At 71.8% G+C, this 15,396-nt stretch carries 14 protein-coding genes; 6 read left to right on the top strand and 8 right to left on the bottom strand.

The genetic code is table 11. The annotated features are described in order from the left end of the window. Positions 1 to 56 precede the first annotated feature (56 nt). From AB0N81_RS21610 to AB0N81_RS21595, 4 genes are all read left to right on the top strand, one after another. On the top strand, positions 57 to 1,277 hold the full coding sequence (locus AB0N81_RS21610; RefSeq protein ID WP_365360642.1) for a hypothetical protein: 1,221 nt from the start codon (positions 57 to 59) through the stop codon (positions 1,275 to 1,277). A 46-nt stretch (positions 1,278 to 1,323) separates the two neighbouring features. Then, entirely contained in the window at positions 1,324 to 1,842 is a 519-nt protein-coding gene (locus AB0N81_RS21605; RefSeq protein ID WP_365360584.1) for a hypothetical protein, read from the top strand. Between the two features lie 55 nt (positions 1,843 to 1,897). After that, a complete protein-coding gene (locus tag AB0N81_RS21600; RefSeq protein ID WP_365360582.1) occupies positions 1,898 to 2,278 on the top strand; it encodes a VOC family protein in 381 nt (126 codons plus the stop codon). Positions 2,279 to 2,421: 143 nt separating this feature from the next. Then, the gene (locus tag AB0N81_RS21595; RefSeq protein WP_365360580.1) at positions 2,422 to 3,819 is read left to right on the top strand and encodes an aminopeptidase P family protein; all 1,398 of its coding nucleotides are present in this window, start codon (positions 2,422 to 2,424) and stop codon (positions 3,817 to 3,819) included. A 31-nt stretch (positions 3,820 to 3,850) separates the two neighbouring features. Here the strand turns inward: AB0N81_RS21595 and AB0N81_RS21590 are convergent, their stop codons facing one another. Further along, entirely contained in the window at positions 3,851 to 4,780 is a 930-nt protein-coding gene (locus tag AB0N81_RS21590; protein WP_365360640.1) for a DUF5829 family protein, read from the bottom strand. Between the two features lie 323 nt (positions 4,781 to 5,103). Between AB0N81_RS21590 and AB0N81_RS21585 the strand changes: the two genes are divergently transcribed. After that, entirely contained in the window at positions 5,104 to 5,832 is a 729-nt protein-coding gene (locus AB0N81_RS21585) for a hypothetical protein (protein WP_365360578.1), read from the top strand. Here AB0N81_RS21585 and AB0N81_RS21580 read toward each other — a convergent pair whose 3' ends face one another. From AB0N81_RS21580 to AB0N81_RS21550, 7 genes are all read right to left on the bottom strand, one after another. Next, a complete protein-coding gene (locus AB0N81_RS21580) occupies positions 5,833 to 7,506 on the bottom strand; it encodes an FAD-dependent oxidoreductase (protein WP_365360576.1) in 1,674 nt (557 codons plus the stop codon). A gap of 38 nt (positions 7,507 to 7,544) precedes the next feature. Next, a complete protein-coding gene (locus tag AB0N81_RS21575; protein ID WP_365360574.1) occupies positions 7,545 to 8,459 on the bottom strand; it encodes a diiron oxygenase in 915 nt (304 codons plus the stop codon). A gap of 167 nt (positions 8,460 to 8,626) precedes the next feature. Further along, entirely contained in the window at positions 8,627 to 9,814 is a 1,188-nt protein-coding gene (locus tag AB0N81_RS21570; protein WP_365360638.1) for an MFS transporter, read from the bottom strand. Continuing rightward, a complete protein-coding gene (locus tag AB0N81_RS21565) occupies positions 9,798 to 10,358 on the bottom strand; it encodes a GNAT family N-acetyltransferase (RefSeq protein WP_365360572.1) in 561 nt (186 codons plus the stop codon). Before AB0N81_RS21565 ends, AB0N81_RS21570 begins: the two co-directional genes overlap by 17 nt. After that, positions 10,355 to 11,500 (bottom strand): type III PLP-dependent enzyme, encoded by a 1,146-nt coding sequence (locus AB0N81_RS21560; protein WP_365360636.1) that lies wholly within the window; start codon positions 11,498 to 11,500, stop codon positions 10,355 to 10,357. The genes AB0N81_RS21565 and AB0N81_RS21560 overlap by 4 nt, the downstream gene beginning before the upstream one ends. Positions 11,501 to 11,577: 77 nt before the next feature. Continuing rightward, positions 11,578 to 12,897 (bottom strand): DUF6271 family protein, encoded by a 1,320-nt coding sequence (locus AB0N81_RS21555; protein ID WP_365360570.1) that lies wholly within the window; start codon positions 12,895 to 12,897, stop codon positions 11,578 to 11,580. Next, entirely contained in the window at positions 12,879 to 13,919 is a 1,041-nt protein-coding gene (locus AB0N81_RS21550) for a phytanoyl-CoA dioxygenase family protein (protein WP_365360568.1), read from the bottom strand. Before AB0N81_RS21550 ends, AB0N81_RS21555 begins: the two co-directional genes overlap by 19 nt. Positions 13,920 to 14,256: 337 nt before the next feature. On the opposite strand from AB0N81_RS21550, the gene AB0N81_RS21545 reads away from it, so the two are divergent. Further along, positions 14,257 to 15,381, top strand: a complete 1,125-nt coding sequence (locus AB0N81_RS21545) for a hypothetical protein (protein WP_365360566.1) — start codon at positions 14,257 to 14,259, stop codon at positions 15,379 to 15,381. Positions 15,382 to 15,396 lie beyond the last annotated feature (15 nt).

Here is a 15,396-nt window from a genome sequence, read left to right as displayed (position 1 = left end):
CCACGGACGTCGCCGACTACCGCGCCCACGCCCCTCCGCACCGCACCGGAGCCCCCTTGAACCGCCTGCCGAGCGCCGATGTCCTGGACCGGGTCCGGGACATCCCCCTGTACCGCGCCTCCGTCGAGCGCGGCGACTTCCCGATTTTGGAGAAGCCGGAGATCGCCCGGGACTTCCCCGCCAACTGGATGACGCCGGAACTGGAGCGCGCCCTGGAGGCGGGCGACGCCGAGTTCGTGCTGTCCACCGGCACCAACCACGCCCGGATGCAGCTCATCCGGCCGCCGTACTTCCTGCTCCGCTCCTACTACCGCCTGTGGAGCGAACACCCCGACCTCGGCGCCCTCTGGCATGAGGGTGCCCGGCGGGTCTCCCTCACGACCGTCCTCGCCACCGAGCACGTCGCGCGCGTCAACGCCCGCAAGCCGGGTGCGACGCCGGGCGAGCGCTGGCTCGACGACCGGACGCTGTACCTCAACCGCCTGCTGGACCCGGCTGACTGGGACCGCGCCGAGGTCGAGCGGATGCTCGCCGAGATCCGTGCCGTGAGTGCCGGGCACCCCGAGGGCTCGTACCTCCTGGACTGCTCCGGCTACCACCTCGCGCACCTGGTCCAGAAGGTCGACGCCTGGGATCTGTGGGACCGGTTCCCGCGGCCGGCCGGCATCATCCACGCCTACGAGTACACGCCGCTGAACGTCCGCGCGTATCTGCGCGCCCGCTTCGACTGCCCGATCGTCGACCTCTTCGGCAGCACAGAACTCGGCTACCTGTTCTACGGCGACGAGCACGGCTACCGCCCCTACCTGCACGACATGAGCGTGGAGCTGATCCCGGTGGAGCCGGGCAGCGGCATCCACAGCCTCATCGTCACCAGCGTCCGCAACCCGTACATGCCGCTGGTCCGCTATCGGTCCGGCGACTGCGTCCGCACCCGTGACGGCAGCACCGACCCGGAGCGGATCGTCTCCTTCTGCGGCCGTGAGAAGGAACTGCTGCCCACGCCCGGCGGTCCTGTCGCACAGGCCGACCTCGACGCGCGCGTCGACGCCGTCTCCCCCCGCGTCTTCCTGCACCAGCTGCACCTGACCGGGGAGGACGGGTGCCTGCTGCGGTGCACGACCTTCGACGGAAAGCCGCTCTCAACGGCGCAGGAGTCGGAACTCGCCGTATCCATCGGCCAGTTGACGGGCAGGGCCTGCCGCGTGGAGCACGTCCCCCACGTACCGATCGGGCGTTCCGGCAAGTACGCCTGGCTGACCACGCCCCAGCCCTGAGCGCACCCCAGCGACGACCACACGCCGAACCCGACAGGAACCCGCCATGAGCGCACCCGCACCGCACGCCCCCGCCCCCACCGCCGAGGAGCTGCTCGGCGCCGACCTGCACGACGAGGTGGTCCGGCACTTCGCGGCGAAGCCCGACGCCCCGGCCGCCTCTTACGTCACCCACCAGGTACGCGAGTGTCTCCGCTACCTCTACCTGGTCTCCCGCCACCCCGACCGGCTCGGCGGCCTCTTCCTCCCCGTCGAGCAGGACATCGACGAGATCTGGCACTACCTCATCCTGCAGACCCGCGAGTACCGGGAGCTGTGCGAACAGCGGCTGCCCGGCGGGCACTTCATCCACCACCGCAGCGTCTCCTACGACGCCTACCAGCAGGAGCCGGGCCGTGAGACGGCGGCGGAGGAGGCGCTGCGCTGGATTCCCCTCTACACCGCCGCGTTCGGGCCGTACGACGAGGACGCCCTGCCGCACTGGACGGTCGTGCGCTTCCTCCACGACGAGCTGAAAATGTCCCTGGCGGACATCGCGTCGCTCGCGCATTCACGGGAAAACTAGCGCGATCTGCGAGGGTGGCCGAGAGCCAGTGTGACCGCACCCCGGGAGGAACATCGTGCAGATCAACGCCCTCATCATCGACGCCACCGACCCCGAGCGGCTCGCCGCCTTCTGGTCCGAGCTGCTCGGCAGGCCGGTCGTGGGCCGCACGGGACCGTACGTATGGCTGCGGCGCGAGAACGGTCTGGGCGTGGGAATCCAGCGGAACGACGACGCCGGCCCCAAGTCGGGCAAGAACCGTCTGCACTTCGACCTCGCATCGCCCGACCCGGCCGCCGAGCAGCGGCGGGTCGAGGCGCTCGGCGGACGCAGGCTGGACGAGTACGCCGACGGCGGCTTCCTGGTGATGGCCGACCCCGAGGGCAACGAGTTCTGCATCATCCCGGACGGCCCCTTCGAGCTCGACGACGAAGGCCGCACGGACTACCTGGGCTGACCGGCTCCCGCTCCCCGCTCAACTCGCCCGCTCCGCAACGGATTTGGCGTCGAGGGAATGCCCCCACCCCTCACCGCCATAGTAATGTGACATTTCACTGACCGGCCTCCGCGGTCTCCGTTCGCGTTGTCCAGGGAGTCCTCGTGACCGAATCCGGCACCCACCCCGCTCCGACGCTCAACACCGGCAGCCACGATCTGGCAGTCTCCCCCGAACTCTCCCGCTTCATGGCGGCCTCCTGGGCCCCTTCGGCCCTCCCCGACTCCGCCCGGGTCCCCGCGCACGCCGTCACCCCGGCCCGCCGGGCCCGGCTCTCCGCCCGCTTCCCCGGCGAGCGGCTGATCGTCCCGGCGGGCGAGCTCACGGTCCGCTCGAACGACTGCGACCACCGCTTCCGCCCGCACAGCGCGTACGCCTGGCTGACCGGCCTGACCGGGGAGGACCAGGCGGGCAGCGTGCTGGTCATGGAGCCGTCGGGCCCGCACGGGCACGAGGCGGTGCTGCATCTGCGGCCGCGCTCCCCGCGCGCCGACGGGGACGAGGAGTTCTACCGCGACCGCCGCTACGGCGAGTTCTGGGTCGGCCGCCGCCCCGACCTCGCCGAGGCGGAACGCCTCACCGGCATCCGCTGCGCCCCTCTGGAGCCCCTGGAACCTCTGGGGTCACCGCCCGGCCGCAACGCCGCCACCGACGCCGAACTGGCCGCCGCGCTCTCCGAGTTGCGGCTGGTCAAGGACGCCTGGGAGGTCGGGCAGCTGCAGCTCGCCGTCGACCACACCACCGCCGGGTTCGAGGACGTGGTCCGCGCCCTGCCGCGCGCCCTCGCACACCCGCGCGGCGAGCGCTGGATCGAGGGAACCTTCGGCCTGCGCGCCCGGGCCGAGGGCAACGGCACCGGCTACGAGACCATCGCGGCCTCCGGCGCCCACGCCTGCGTGCTCCACTGGATACGCAACGACGGACGGCTGAACCCCGACGAGTTCCTCCTCCTGGACGCGGGCGTGGAGACCGACAGCCTCTACACCGCCGACATCACCCGCACCCTGCCTCTCTCCGGCCGCTTCTCCCCCGTGCAGCGCCAGGTGTACGAGCTGGTCCTCGCCGCCCAGGACGCCGGCATCGCGGCTCTGCGGCCCGGCGCCCGCTTCCGCGACTTCCACCGGGCCGCCATGCGGGTGATCGCCGAAGGGCTCGCCGACTGGGGTGTGCTCAAGGACGCGGAGGGCGACCTGCACCGCCGCTACACCCTGTGCGGCAGCGGCCACATGCTCGGCCTCGACGTCCACGACTGCGCGAAGGCGCGGGCCGGGACATATCTGGACGGCGTCCTGGAGGAGGGCCAGGTCCTCACCGTGGAACCCGGCCTCTACCTCCAGCCCGACGACGAGACGCTGCCCGCCGAACTGCGGGGCATCGGCGTCCGGATCGAGGACGACCTCGTCATCACCCCGCAGGGCGCCCGCCTGATGTCCGGCGCGCTGCCGCGTACCGTCGCCGGGGTCGAGGAGTGGATGGGCGCCCTGCTCGACGACCGCTCCTGAGGCCGGGCGGCCGGTCCTGGCGCACGCGGTGCTAGCGGGCGCCGTCGAACGTCCACGCGGCTTCGGCGCCCGGTCCGACCGTAAGCGTGGACCGGCCGATCCGCTCCTCGTGGCGCTGTTGCGCGGGGCGGTTGAGCGAGAAGCCGACCTCCCGCAGACCCGCCTCCTCGCGCGTCGTCGCGTCGAGCCGGATCGTGGTGCCGCCCCGCCGGGCGATGGCGCCGTCGCCGGGCAGCGGACGGACGACGAACCCGCCGGCCCGCAGCAACGGCACCGTACTGGCGATGTCGCGCGGTGTGGCCGCGAGGCGCAGGGACGTCACGTCCCGCATGTCGTGGTCGCGGTAGTCGTCGTTCAGATAGCGCTCGCGGCCGACGTCACCCGGACGGCTCGGCGGCTCGGTCTTGCCGCGCGGGTCGGCGAAGTACTCCGGCCGGTACTCCATCGCCCAGGTGCCGAAGGAGTCGTACTGGTCGGCGGCGATGACGAAGAAGCCGTCGAACCACGGCACGGGAACACCGTCCCCGAAGTCCCGCGTCTGGAGGAAGTCGGCCGGGGTGATGCCCTGCTCCCGCACCCGTTCGCGCACCGTCGCCAGGTCGCCCGCGCGCTCGACCGAGACGGCCATGCCGGTCGCCCCGAACTCGCCGTCCCTGCCGGGCAGATCGCCGACCCCGAACAGTTCTAGGTAGGTCTCGCGGCCCATGAGGTAGCGGCCGGTCCAGGTCTGTCCGCCGGAGCCGGTCGTGGTGCGGACCTGGAAGTTCGCGAACTTCCGCAGAAAGGCGGAGTGCTCGATGGCGTCGGCGGTCTCCCGGTCCACGACGCCGTAGGCGTGGTTGTAGAAGAGCAGTTGCCGGCCGTGCGAGGGCTTGTCGTCGCCGGGCGGTGCCGCCCACGCGCTTGCCTCGACCGCCCAGACGAGAGCGGCGGCGAGCGCCACGACGAGGGCCATGAGCATCCGCAACTTCCGGCGCAGCAGCATGCGGACGATCCTAGGGCGAGCGGGATGATTGGGACAGACGCAGCGGTTGAATTTCACTCCCACCCGCCCGGTGGGGTAGAGTCGATCATGAGCTCGCCGCCGAACAGACGGTGCCGGGCCCGGCGTTGGTGGTCCAAGGAAAGGCGCCCCACTTCCTGTGGGGAGATGCAGGTGCAAGGCCTGCCCAGCGCTCGCGAGAGAAGGCCTCGGGTTCCGTGACGGAGCCCGGGGCCTTCTGCTGTTCCCGTCCGCGCGGGCCAGTGCCGGGCCGCAGTCGGCCGGCAGGCGACACTGGTGGCATGTTCTTTGACCGGCTCTCGTCCCCGCCCGTCTACGGCCGCCTCCGCGTCGAGCGGCACGACCTCACGCCCGCCCGCTGGCTGACGCGACGCCCCCTCGGCGTGGACGCGTTCGGCACGGTCGCGGCGGTGTGCGCCCCGGGTTTCGAGGCGTACGCGCGGATTCTGCACCCCGCACGGCTCGGCGACGCACCGGTGCGGTGGGACCGCGCCGCCGCCTCTTACGGCGAGCGGGTCGGCGCGGCGACGCGCTGGCACGAGCTGATCGGCGCCGAGGACCGTCTCATGTACCGCAACGACGACACCCCGGCCGTGCCCGGAGTCTGGGACGAGCACCCGCACGAGGGCCCGACCCCGGGCGACGTGGCCCGCGCCCTGATCCCCGTCCTGGCCCGGCACACCCGCACCGCCGACCGCTGCTGGTACGGGCTGTGGGCCGGCTACGGCCAGGTCGAGTGGGGCGATGTGCCCGTCTTCGAGACGCCAGGACGCGAGGAGGTCCTGCTCGCGGGCCCCCTCGACGACGCCGACTCGCCCGCGCCGGGCAGCCACGAAGGCGTGCCCGACCTGCCCGACCTGTGGTGGCCCGAGGACCGGGCGTGGTGCGTCGGCGGTGACGTCGGCCTGGTGAGCACGTACGTCGGCGGCTCGGCGGAGTGCGTCGCGGACATCCTCGCGACCCCGGGCCTGGAGGCGTACGAGGTCGACGAGACATCGGCGGTGGACTGATCAGCGCCCGGCCCGGCGCAGGAGGCCCGCGCGGCCCGACCGTGCCGTGGAGACGAGCTCGGCGACCGTGGCCAGCTTGACCCGCGGCCGGCCCGCGCCGCGGCCGCGCGTGACCTCGGCCCGTTCGATGGCGGCCAGACCGCGCGCGTCGACCACCTGGCGGTTGCGGCGGCGCGCCAGCCGGTGGAAGTCCCTGGGGGTGTGCGGCGGGGCGGGGAGGGCGCCCGCGACCGCGTCGGCGAGGAGCGTGGAGACCGTCTCGGCGGCGCAGGCACGGTTGGCGCCGATCCCGCCGGTGGGGCCGCGTTTGATCCAGCCCACGACGTAGGTTCCCGGCTGTCCGGCGACCCGGCCGGCCTCGTTCGGCACGGTGCCGGCGCTCTCGTCGAAGGGCAGTCCCGCGACGGGCACGCCGCGGTAGCCGATCGCGCGCAGCAGCAGGCCCGCGGGGATCGTCCGCTCCCCCGTGCCCGCCGCCACCCGCACGGCGCCGACCTGTTCCGCGCCGAGCACTTCGACGGGTTCGCAGTGGAAGCGCAGCACGATCCTGCGGCCCGGCTCCGGCGGCCGCTCCCAGTCCGGCCGCGCGCGCGTGACGCCGCGCAGGACCGCCGCCTTCTCCTTCGCGCCCGCGGTGTCGACGGCGGGCGCGATGCGCGGATCGTGGTCGTCGACGACCAGTTCCACGCCCGGCAGGTGTTTGAGGGCGATCAGTTCGGATCTGGTGTACGCGGCGTCCTCGGGGCCGCGCCGTGCGAGCAGGACCACTTCGCGGACCTTGCTGTCGCGCAGGGCGCGCAGCGCGTGGTCGGCGATGTCGGTGCGGGCGAGGGTGTCGGGGTCGGCGAGCAGGATCCTGGCCACGTCCAGGGCCACGTTGCCGTTGCCGACGACGATCACGCGCTCCGCGGACAGGTCGATGCCGTCCGGCACGGCGTCCGGGTGGGCGTTGTACCAGGCGACGAACGCGCTCGCGGAGACGCTGCCGGGCAGGTCCTCGCCGGGGATCGACAGGCGGCGGCCGGCCGATGCGCCCACGGCGTAGATCACCGCGTCGTGGTGGGCGGCGATCTCCTGCGGCGTGACGTCGGTGCCCACTTCGAGGCCCAGGTGCATCCGCACGCGCGGGTGGTCGTGGAAGCGTGCGAAGGTCTCGCCGACCTTCTTGGTCGCGGGGTGGTCGGGTGCCACGCCGTAGCGCACGAGGCCGCCCGCCACCGGGAGCCGGTCGATGAGGGTGACCTCTGCGGCGGTGTGCAGCAGCAGGTCCTGCACGGCGTACATGCCGGCGGGCCCGGTGCCGACGACGGCGACCTTCGGCGGTGCGAAGTCGGCGGGCAGGACGCGCGGGAAGGACGGCTCGCCCCAGGCGTGGAAGTTCGGGCCGTCCGGGGCGGGTTCGGGGGCCGTGTCCGGCGCGTCGCCCTCGTAGTAGGCCGCGTTGATCTCGGCGTACTCCTTCTGCGCGACGGACAGGCTGTCCACGGGGAAGATCGCGTCGACGGGGCAGGCGTCGGCGCAGGCGCCGCAGGAGATGCACGTCTTCGGGTCGATGTGCAGCATCTCCGTGCTGCCGAACGCCCGTTCCTCCGGCGTGGGGTGGATGCAGTTGACCGGGCACACGGCGACGCAGGTGGCATCGTTGCAGCAGGTCTGGGTGATGGCGTAGGTCATGTTCGTCGGCTCGCTCGGCTCAGGTGGGTCGGGTCGGCTCAGATGAGGTGGGCGCGCTTGTAGAACACCAGGGCCGGCTTGGTGAGCAGGCCGCACGAGGCCAGGAACTCCATGAGGCCCGAACAGCTGGAGCGCATCATGGACTTGTGGTGCTCGTTGGCCTTCGCCTCGGCGATCGCGCGCTCCTCGTCGAGCCCGGCGTTCGCGTACACCTTGCGGTTCACCATGCTGGTGACGATGACGTACGACGCGATCGCGATGACCAGGGCGTTGATCTCGCGGCGCACGCGGCCCGCGCCCGCGAGCCGCGTGCGCGTCTGGTCGCGGGCGAACTTCATGTGCCGCGACTCCTCGACGACATGGATGTTGTTGATGGTGCGGACGAACGGCACGACCCGCTCGTCCCGCATCCAGTCGCGCTGCATGACGTCGAGGACCTCTTCGGCCACCAGGATCGCGGCGTACGCGGCCTCGCCGAAGGCAACCGACTTGAAGACCCTGCCGAGTTCGGTCGCCCAGCGGCGCGGCCGGTAGGCGGGAGCGCCGAGCTTCTCGGCGCCGCGGGCGAACATGATGGAGTGGCGGCACTCCTCGGCGATCTCCGTCAGCGCCCACTGCACCTCGGTGCTGGTCGGGTCCTTGGCGTAGACGTCGCGCAGCACCATCTGCTGCAGGATCATCTCGAACCAGATGCCCGTGCTGGCCACCGAGGCGGCCTCCTGGCGGGTCAGCTCCTTGCGCTGCTCCTCGGTCATCTCCCGCCAGTAGGCGGTGCCGTAGAGCGTGCTCCACTCCGGGCTCGCGCCGTGGAAGCCGCGGTCCAGGGGCGTCTCCCAGTCGACCTCGGTGGCCGGGTCGTACGCCAGCACGGCGGCCGAGTCCAGCAGCCGCCGGGCGACATCGCCCTCCGGGGAGTGGTCCTGTGTGCTCGGCCGAACAGTGCTGCTTGCCATGCTGCGGCTCCTTGACTCAGACGTCCGGGCAGTGGGCGCGGCGCCTCGTCGCACGGCAGGCCGCGACCCCCTTGTTAGACGGAATGTATAACAAGGGGGTCGGGTGCGCCTACCCTCGAGTAAGGAGCAGATCGAACGCGGTCCGCCGGCCTGCGGACCGGTGCGGGTCAGCCACTCGTCGCGGGCCACCGAATCCGCGTGCTGCACGCGGAGACGACCAGCGCGGACGCGGCGACGGCGGCGAAACCCCACACCAGACTGCTCGCGTTCGCGATGAACCCGATCAGCGGCGGCCCGGCCAGCAGACCCGTCGTCCCCATGGCCGCGACCAGGGTCAGCGAGTCCGAACCCTGGCCCGCGGCGGCCACGTAGACGCAAGGGGTGACGGCCGCGATGCCCAGGCCGACGCAGGCGAAGCCGAGCAGCGCCGGCACCAGGCCGCCGCTGAGCAGGGCGAGCGCCAGGCCGGCGCCGGCCAGCACGCTGCCGGACAGGACGATGCGGCCGTCGCCCCAGCGGCTGCGCCAGCCGTCGGCGAACAGGCGGGCGAGGAGCATCATCCCGGAGACGACGGCGATGCCCAGGGGCGCGAGCTCGGCGGACGCCTCGGCCACGTCCTCCAGGTAGAGGGCCGACCAGTCGTTCATGGCGCCCTCGGTCACGGTGCCGAACGCCATGGCGACGCACATCCACAGCGTCATGCGGGACGGGACGGTCCACTTGGCGCTCTTCTTCTTGCCCTCCTCCTTCTCCGCCCCCTTCGCCGCCTCCTCCTGTACGGCGGGCTGTTCATCGGTCAGGAGCCCTGTCCTGGCCAGTGCCGCCAGCAGGAGCAGGAGCGCCGCGGCCGCCGCGAAGTGCACGACGACCGTCGAGGTCACCGCGTTCATGCCGGAGGCGAGCAGCGCGGCGAGCAGCGAACCGCCGCTGAACGTCGCGTGCAGCCGGGCCATGGCATTGCGTTCGTACCGGCTCTCCAGCTCGGCGCCCTGGGCGTTCATGGCGACGTTGAGGCAGCCGACGAGAACGCCGTCGACACACATGACGAGCAGTGCGACGGGGTAGTTGGGCGCCGCGGCCAGGGCGAGGAGCAGCACGGCGAGGCAGAGCGCCGACAGGAGCGCGAGGCGCTGCGAGCCGAGGCGCCGCATCAGGACGGCCACGACGGGGAACGACACGGCCGCGCCGATGCCGGCGGCCATCAGGAGCACGCCGACCTCCGCCGCGGTCAGGTCGAGGTCTGACTTGATGGCGGGGATCCGCGACGCCCATGTCGCGTACTGGAAGCCCAGCGAGCAGAACAGTGCCGCGATCGCCAACTGGCTTCGGTGGAAGGGATCACGCACGCGGAGCACCCGCATCAGCCCACATTTCTGTTTCTTCCGGTGCCGGCGCGTCGGCCGTCACCGCCTTGTACATGTACACCGCGGTCGGGCCGTAGCCGGCCGGGGGCGGGGCGCCTCTGCGGGCGGTGAAGCCGCGGCCCGACCAGAACGTCTCGCTGCCGCCGACGGCGACCAGGGAGATCTGCTCGTACCCGTGGGCGCGGGCCGTCGCCGTGAGGCGTCCCAGGAGGTGTCGTGCGAGTCCCCTGTGCCGCAGGTGCTCCGCGACGACGATGTCGTGCAGGTGCAGGTTGCGCGAGCGGAGCGGCGCCGTCCGCTCGACCCCGCGCAGCTCGGGGTACTCGGATTCCGGGTACGGCAGCGCCAGCAGGTATCCCGCGAGGCGCCGTCCCAGGTCCAGTGCGAAGCAGGTCGCAGGCGACGACCGCATCCGGGCCTCCAGCGCGGCCCGCCCCTCCGACAGGCCGAGGGGCGCGTAGGCGCGGGACTCCAGCGCCACGATGCCGTCCCAGTCGCCGTCGGCGATGCCGCGCACCCGTATCTCCTCGGTCATGCGGCCTCGCCGTCGATCCAGGTGTACGGAAGCGGGCTGAAGCCGTTGAAGCCCTGCGTCATGTAGCTGGTCGCGTACGCGCCGCAGGAGAGCACCCAGACCGGGTCGCCGGAGGCGAGCCCCTTGGGCACGGGGACGAGTCCTTCCTCGTGCGAATAGGCGTCGTCGCTGTCGCAGGTGGGGCCCGCGACCACGGCGGGCACGGACTCGGCGTCGCGGTGCGAGGGGAAGACGAGCCGGTACTGCAACTGGTCCATCTCGTAGAGGCCGTTGAACTTGCCGCAGCTCAGGTACAGCCAGTACTGGCGCTCGCCGTCCGGCCGGCGGCGCGCGGAGAGCCGGGCGACGTGTGCGCGGATGGCCCCGTGGTCGGCGGTGAGATAACGCCCCGGCTCCACGACGAAGCCGAGCCGGTGGCCGGGTATCCCGTCCAGGCGGGCCATGCCCTCGCGGATGACGGTGAAGATCTTGTCCATCGGCGGGTCGAGCGGCCTGCCCCGCTTGTCGCGGTACCCGAGCGCGGGCAGGCCGCCGCCGAGGTTGACGTGGTCGAGGGAGATCCCGCGCCCGGCGAGGGCGGTCAGCACGTCCGCGATGCGGTCGAAGGCGCCCTGCCAGGCGTCGGCCGTCATCTGCTGCGAGCCGACGTGCACGGACAGACCGGCGGGCGTCAGCCCCAGCTCACGTGCCGTCTCCAGTACCACGAGGGCGTCGTCGGGCGAGCAGCCGTACTTGTTGCTGAGCCCCCAGAGCGCGCCCTCTCCGGTGGTCGCGAGCCTGCAGAACACCCGGCTGCCCGGGGCGTGCGCCGCGATCGCCCGTACGTCCTCCAGGCTGTCGGTCGCGAAGTCCCTGATGCCCAGCCGGAAGGCGTCGGCGATGTTCCGGTCGGACTTGACGGTGTTGCCGTAGTGCATCCTGCCGATCGGCACGCCCGCCGCCAGCGCCTGCTCCACCTCCTTGGGGCCGGCCGCGTCGACTCCGGAGCCGCGCCGCGCCAGTCGCGCGAGGACCTCGTCCACCGGGCACGCCTTCATGGCGAAGCGGACGGCGACGCCCGGGAGTTCGCGGCGCAGGGTGTCGTAGCGCTCCTCGATGCCGGGGAGGTCGAAGACGATCTGGTCCTCGGCGGCGGCCGCCAGGGCGTCGAGGAGCGGGCCGCTGTCGTGTGCCGTCCCGGTGCCGAGCGCCTCGTGCGTCGCGTACGTCGTCGTGGCGTTCACGCGGGGTGTCCCGCCGTCAGGAGCGGACCGGCGTCCTTGCTCGCGCGCACCAGGCCCTGCCATGCCTCGGTCAGCAGGGCGAAGTCCTCGATGTCGCTCCGCGCCTCGTCCAGCAGGCGTTCGCGGCGGGTGGCCAGGTGGTCGGCGAAGTCCGCGTACCTGCCCCCGAGTCGGCGGTAGGCGGTGTCCAGGCGGTCCAGGCGCCGGACGTTCCCGGCCTGGTCGAGTCCGGTGCTCCGGCGGGCGAACTCGGCGACGACCGCGGCGCGGACGTGCCCCTGGTCGTCGAGGAGTTCCTCGCCCGCCGCGGCCATCCGCTCGTAGATGTGGTTGAAGTAGAGCATCGACAGGAAGAACTTGACGAAGCGCGTCTGGTACGCGAGGAAGCCGGCGTCGGTCCTGCGTTCCGGGGTGTAGTAGTTGACGATGTTGCGGTTGTGCAGGACGCCGGGCAGCGCGGCGTCGTGGACCAGGTGGATGAGGAAGTAGTCGCTGCCGATGGTGTCGGTGGCGGGCGGCAGCGGTACGCGTTCGTGCACGTCGTGGAAGCTGATGTTGCACATGTCGACGCGCATCGGGTCGACGAGGGTCAGCAGCGCGTGGTCGCGCTCGAACGTGTCGGTGCCCGCTCCGCGGAAGGATTCGTCGACCAGGTCGCGCTTCTCGGCCTCGGTCCAGTGGTCGGGCGCCCAGAGGCTGACCACGTCGTGGTACACGTCGGGGTCGAGGCGGTGGATCTCGCCGATGTCGACGGAGAGTTCCCCCACGAAGGAGCTGCCGACCATCGCCACGCGCTTGTCCGCGTGCCGGGGTTCGAGAGCGCTCTCGGTGACGCCGTGCGCCGCCTGCGCCGCGGTCCTGCCCAGCGACATGAGCTCGTGGTGCACGGGGAAGACGGGCTTGCCGTCGACGCTCTGGTACCGGCTGTCGGAGTCCCTGCGGTGGACGGAGTCGCAGCCCAGCGCGGCGGCGATGAGGAAGGCACGGTTGGTGCAGGCGCCGTAGGAGAGGCCGCCCGGGAGCATGAGTTCGAGCATGTGCTCCGGCTTGGCGACGTCGGCCTCGCCGATCACCCGGCGCAGGAAGTCGCGCTGCCGCGTCTCGTCCAGGTGGTGCACGACGACGCGCGGCACGTCCGGCAGCGCGCGCACGGCCCGCGCGTGTCCGGCGAACGTGGCGGTGTCGGAGGAGTCCAGGATCAGCAGGTGCGCCTCGACGTCGAAGTGCGCGGCCGCGTACGCCGCTTCCTCGCCGATCGCCGCGATGGTCTCCGGGCAGGCCCGGTTGGTGGGGAGCGTCAGGCAGATGCGTCGCATGCGGCTTCCCCGTTCCAGGACTTGAGGCCGAGCAGCTTGGCTCCTAGGTCGTTGAGCGCGGCGGTGCCGTACCGCAGCGACTCGTGCTTGTGGGCGTCGCCGAGGAGCGTGGCGTTCCAGTCCGGGGTGGACAGGTTGCTCCAGGAGTCGACGCGGGAGCGGCGGAGCTCGTCGTGGGTCTCGAGGGCGGGCATCATCGAGAGGTACTGGACCGCCCGGACGCCGTCCTCGGAGGTGTTGGGTGCCACGCCGTGCGCCAGCAGGCCGTTCCAGATCAGCAGGTCGCCGGCTTCGAGTTCCGGTCGTACGACGGGCATCTCGTCGCGGTCGATCGCGGGGCGTATGGGGTCGCGGCCGTCGGGCTGGAGGGCCTTCCACCGGTCGAACTGCCGGAACAGTTCGGGGCAGCACTGGAAGCCGCCGTGGTCGTGGCGGGTGTCGTCCAGGGCAATGATGCCCTGCACGCGCTGGGGCAGGACGCCGAGGGTGGTGTCGACGTCCCAGTGCAGGTTGATGTCGAAGCCGCGTTCGGTGGGCGCGATCAGGGAGCGCGAACGGTTCCTGACGTTGGGCGGGTTGAGATTGAGCCGGTCCAGGGTCACCCAGAGCTCTTCGCAGTCCCATACGTCGACGAACGCGTCGTAGACCCGCTGCGTCTGGCGGCTGTCCCAGATCAGCTGGTGGTGGTAGGCCTCGACGAAGCCGTAGACGTGCAGTTCGCGGTCCAGGTCCGAGCGGAACTCGCGCTCCTCGTACCAGGTCTCCGGGCGGCCGCGGTCCAGACCCTGGAACTCCCACGCGAAGTCCAGGAGGTCCTTCGCGGCCTCGGCGGGGATCGCCTGCTTCACGACGACGTAGCCGTACGTCTGCCAGAAGGCGAAGTCCTCTTCGGAGAGAACGCGCAGGGGACGCGTCTTGCTGAGGTCGCGCAACTGGGTCTGCGCCAGGTAGGTGTCGCCGTCCGAGCTGAAGTACGGGACATCCGAGGGGGCGCGATGGAGGTAGCGGTCGCTCGCTGGCATGTGGTGCTCCAAGGATCGGTTCTTCCGGCGGCAGGACTCCACGCCGGATCACCAAAATGGACTAGACCAACTCTCCGTGTCAACAATTGAATTGGGCGCCTTGAGTATCAAAAGGGCGATATTTACCCCCAGTTCATGAGCCCGCCATATGAGGATTCGGCAAAGAACCACCAGCTCAACTCGGTTCTACTGGGCGGTAGTTGGTCCGGACCAGGACGGGAAACACTCACCCGCGTGCATTGACGCCGCACGGCGCCCGGTTCAGGGTGTTGCACACCTCAGCGCGCCCCGAACCTCACGCACCGTGAACCCCTCCCCTCAGAGGAGGGCTCTTCTCATGCGAAGACGCGTATTTGTCCGTGGCCTTGCGAGTGGTCTGGCGGCGACCGGCACAGGGGCGGCCCTGTCCGTACCCCTGGCCGGAACCGCGGCCGCCCGTCCCGCGACTGCCCCCGGCACCTGGCAGGAGGTGGCCACGCCCGCCGGACAGCCCGCCGCCCACCTGGTCTCCGTCGCCGCCGCGGGGCCCGGACTCGCCTGGGCCGTGGGCGAACACGGCCGGTACGGCGGCACCGACGGCACCCCGATCTCCCTCAGCTGGAACGGCACCGCCTGGTCGCAGGACGACCTGTCCCACCTGACGTACAAGGGCGCCCTGCGCGCCGTCGCCGCCGCCCCCGCGGGCCGGGCGGCCTGGGCCATCGGCACCGACACCGCGGGCCACGACCAGCTCCTCACCTGGGACGGCACGACCTGGCGCGAGGCGGGCTTCCCCGGGCGCGGTGAGGCGGGGACGCGACTGACGAGTGTCGCGGCCGGGCCCGACGGCCGCTTCTGGGTGTCGGGGCGGCACGGCGACCGTGCCGGACTGCTGCGCGGCGACGGAAAGTCCTGGCGCTGGTGCAGGCCCCTGCCGGACCCGGCCGCGCCGACGCCCACCGGTGTCACCGTGGCACTCGGCGGCGAGGTGTGGGTGTTCGGCGACATCATCGCCCGCTGGGACGGCGCCTGGACGGTCGTGCCGCGCCTGCCGGGCTACCGCGCCTCGGTGACGGGACTGCTGCCGGTCGCGCACGACGACATCTGGCTGACCGGCTTCGCGTACGGAATCGGCGGGCCGGCCGGAAAGCCGCCCGGCATCCGGCTCCAGCACTGGGACGGCACGGAGTGGACCAACCCCGGGGCCCCCTTCGGCGTCGGATTGCTGAGCGGCATATCGGGCGACGACCGGGGCCGCCCCGACCTGATCTCCGGCTGGGACTTCTGGGACCAGAAGCGCGCCCACTACCTGCGCTGGAACGGCACCACCTGGGTGAGTGAGCGCGGCCCGGAGACGCCCGACACCTACATGACGGAGGCCCTCACCCGGATCCCTGGAACGGACGGCCACCACTGGTCGGTGGGCACGACCTCCTTCTCGCCGTACCCACCGGCCCAACTACGGGTGGAGCGCTTCTCCTAGGGCCAGGCCTTCCCA

Source organism: Streptomyces sp. NPDC093510, from assembly GCF_040683555.1.
GTDB lineage: Bacteria > Actinomycetota > Actinomycetes > Streptomycetales > Streptomycetaceae > Streptomyces.
The sequence above is the reverse complement of the archived record's forward strand: the minus strand, read 5'-3'. Positions and strand labels throughout refer to the sequence as shown.

Bases quoted from the DNA above. Each gene is read 5' to 3' on its own strand.
- AB0N81_RS21555 (WP_365360570.1), bottom strand. From the start codon at position 12,897: ATGCGACGCATCTGCCTGACGCTCCCCACCAACCGGGCCTGCCCGGAG.
- AB0N81_RS21585 (WP_365360578.1), top strand. From the start codon at position 5,104: ATGTTCTTTGACCGGCTCTCGTCCCCGCCCGTCTACGGCCGCCTCCGC.
- AB0N81_RS21565 (WP_365360572.1), bottom strand. From the start codon at position 10,358: ATGACCGAGGAGATACGGGTGCGCGGCATCGCCGACGGCGACTGGGAC.
- AB0N81_RS21550 (WP_365360568.1), bottom strand. From the start codon at position 13,919: ATGCCAGCGAGCGACCGCTACCTCCATCGCGCCCCCTCGGATGTCCCG.
- AB0N81_RS21590 (WP_365360640.1), bottom strand. From the start codon at position 4,780: ATGCTCATGGCCCTCGTCGTGGCGCTCGCCGCCGCTCTCGTCTGGGCG.
- AB0N81_RS21575 (WP_365360574.1), bottom strand. From the start codon at position 8,459: ATGGCAAGCAGCACTGTTCGGCCGAGCACACAGGACCACTCCCCGGAG.
- AB0N81_RS21605 (WP_365360584.1), top strand. From the start codon at position 1,324: ATGAGCGCACCCGCACCGCACGCCCCCGCCCCCACCGCCGAGGAGCTG.
- AB0N81_RS21580 (WP_365360576.1), bottom strand. From the start codon at position 7,506: ATGACCTACGCCATCACCCAGACCTGCTGCAACGATGCCACCTGCGTC.
- AB0N81_RS21545 (WP_365360566.1), top strand. From the start codon at position 14,257: ATGCGAAGACGCGTATTTGTCCGTGGCCTTGCGAGTGGTCTGGCGGCG.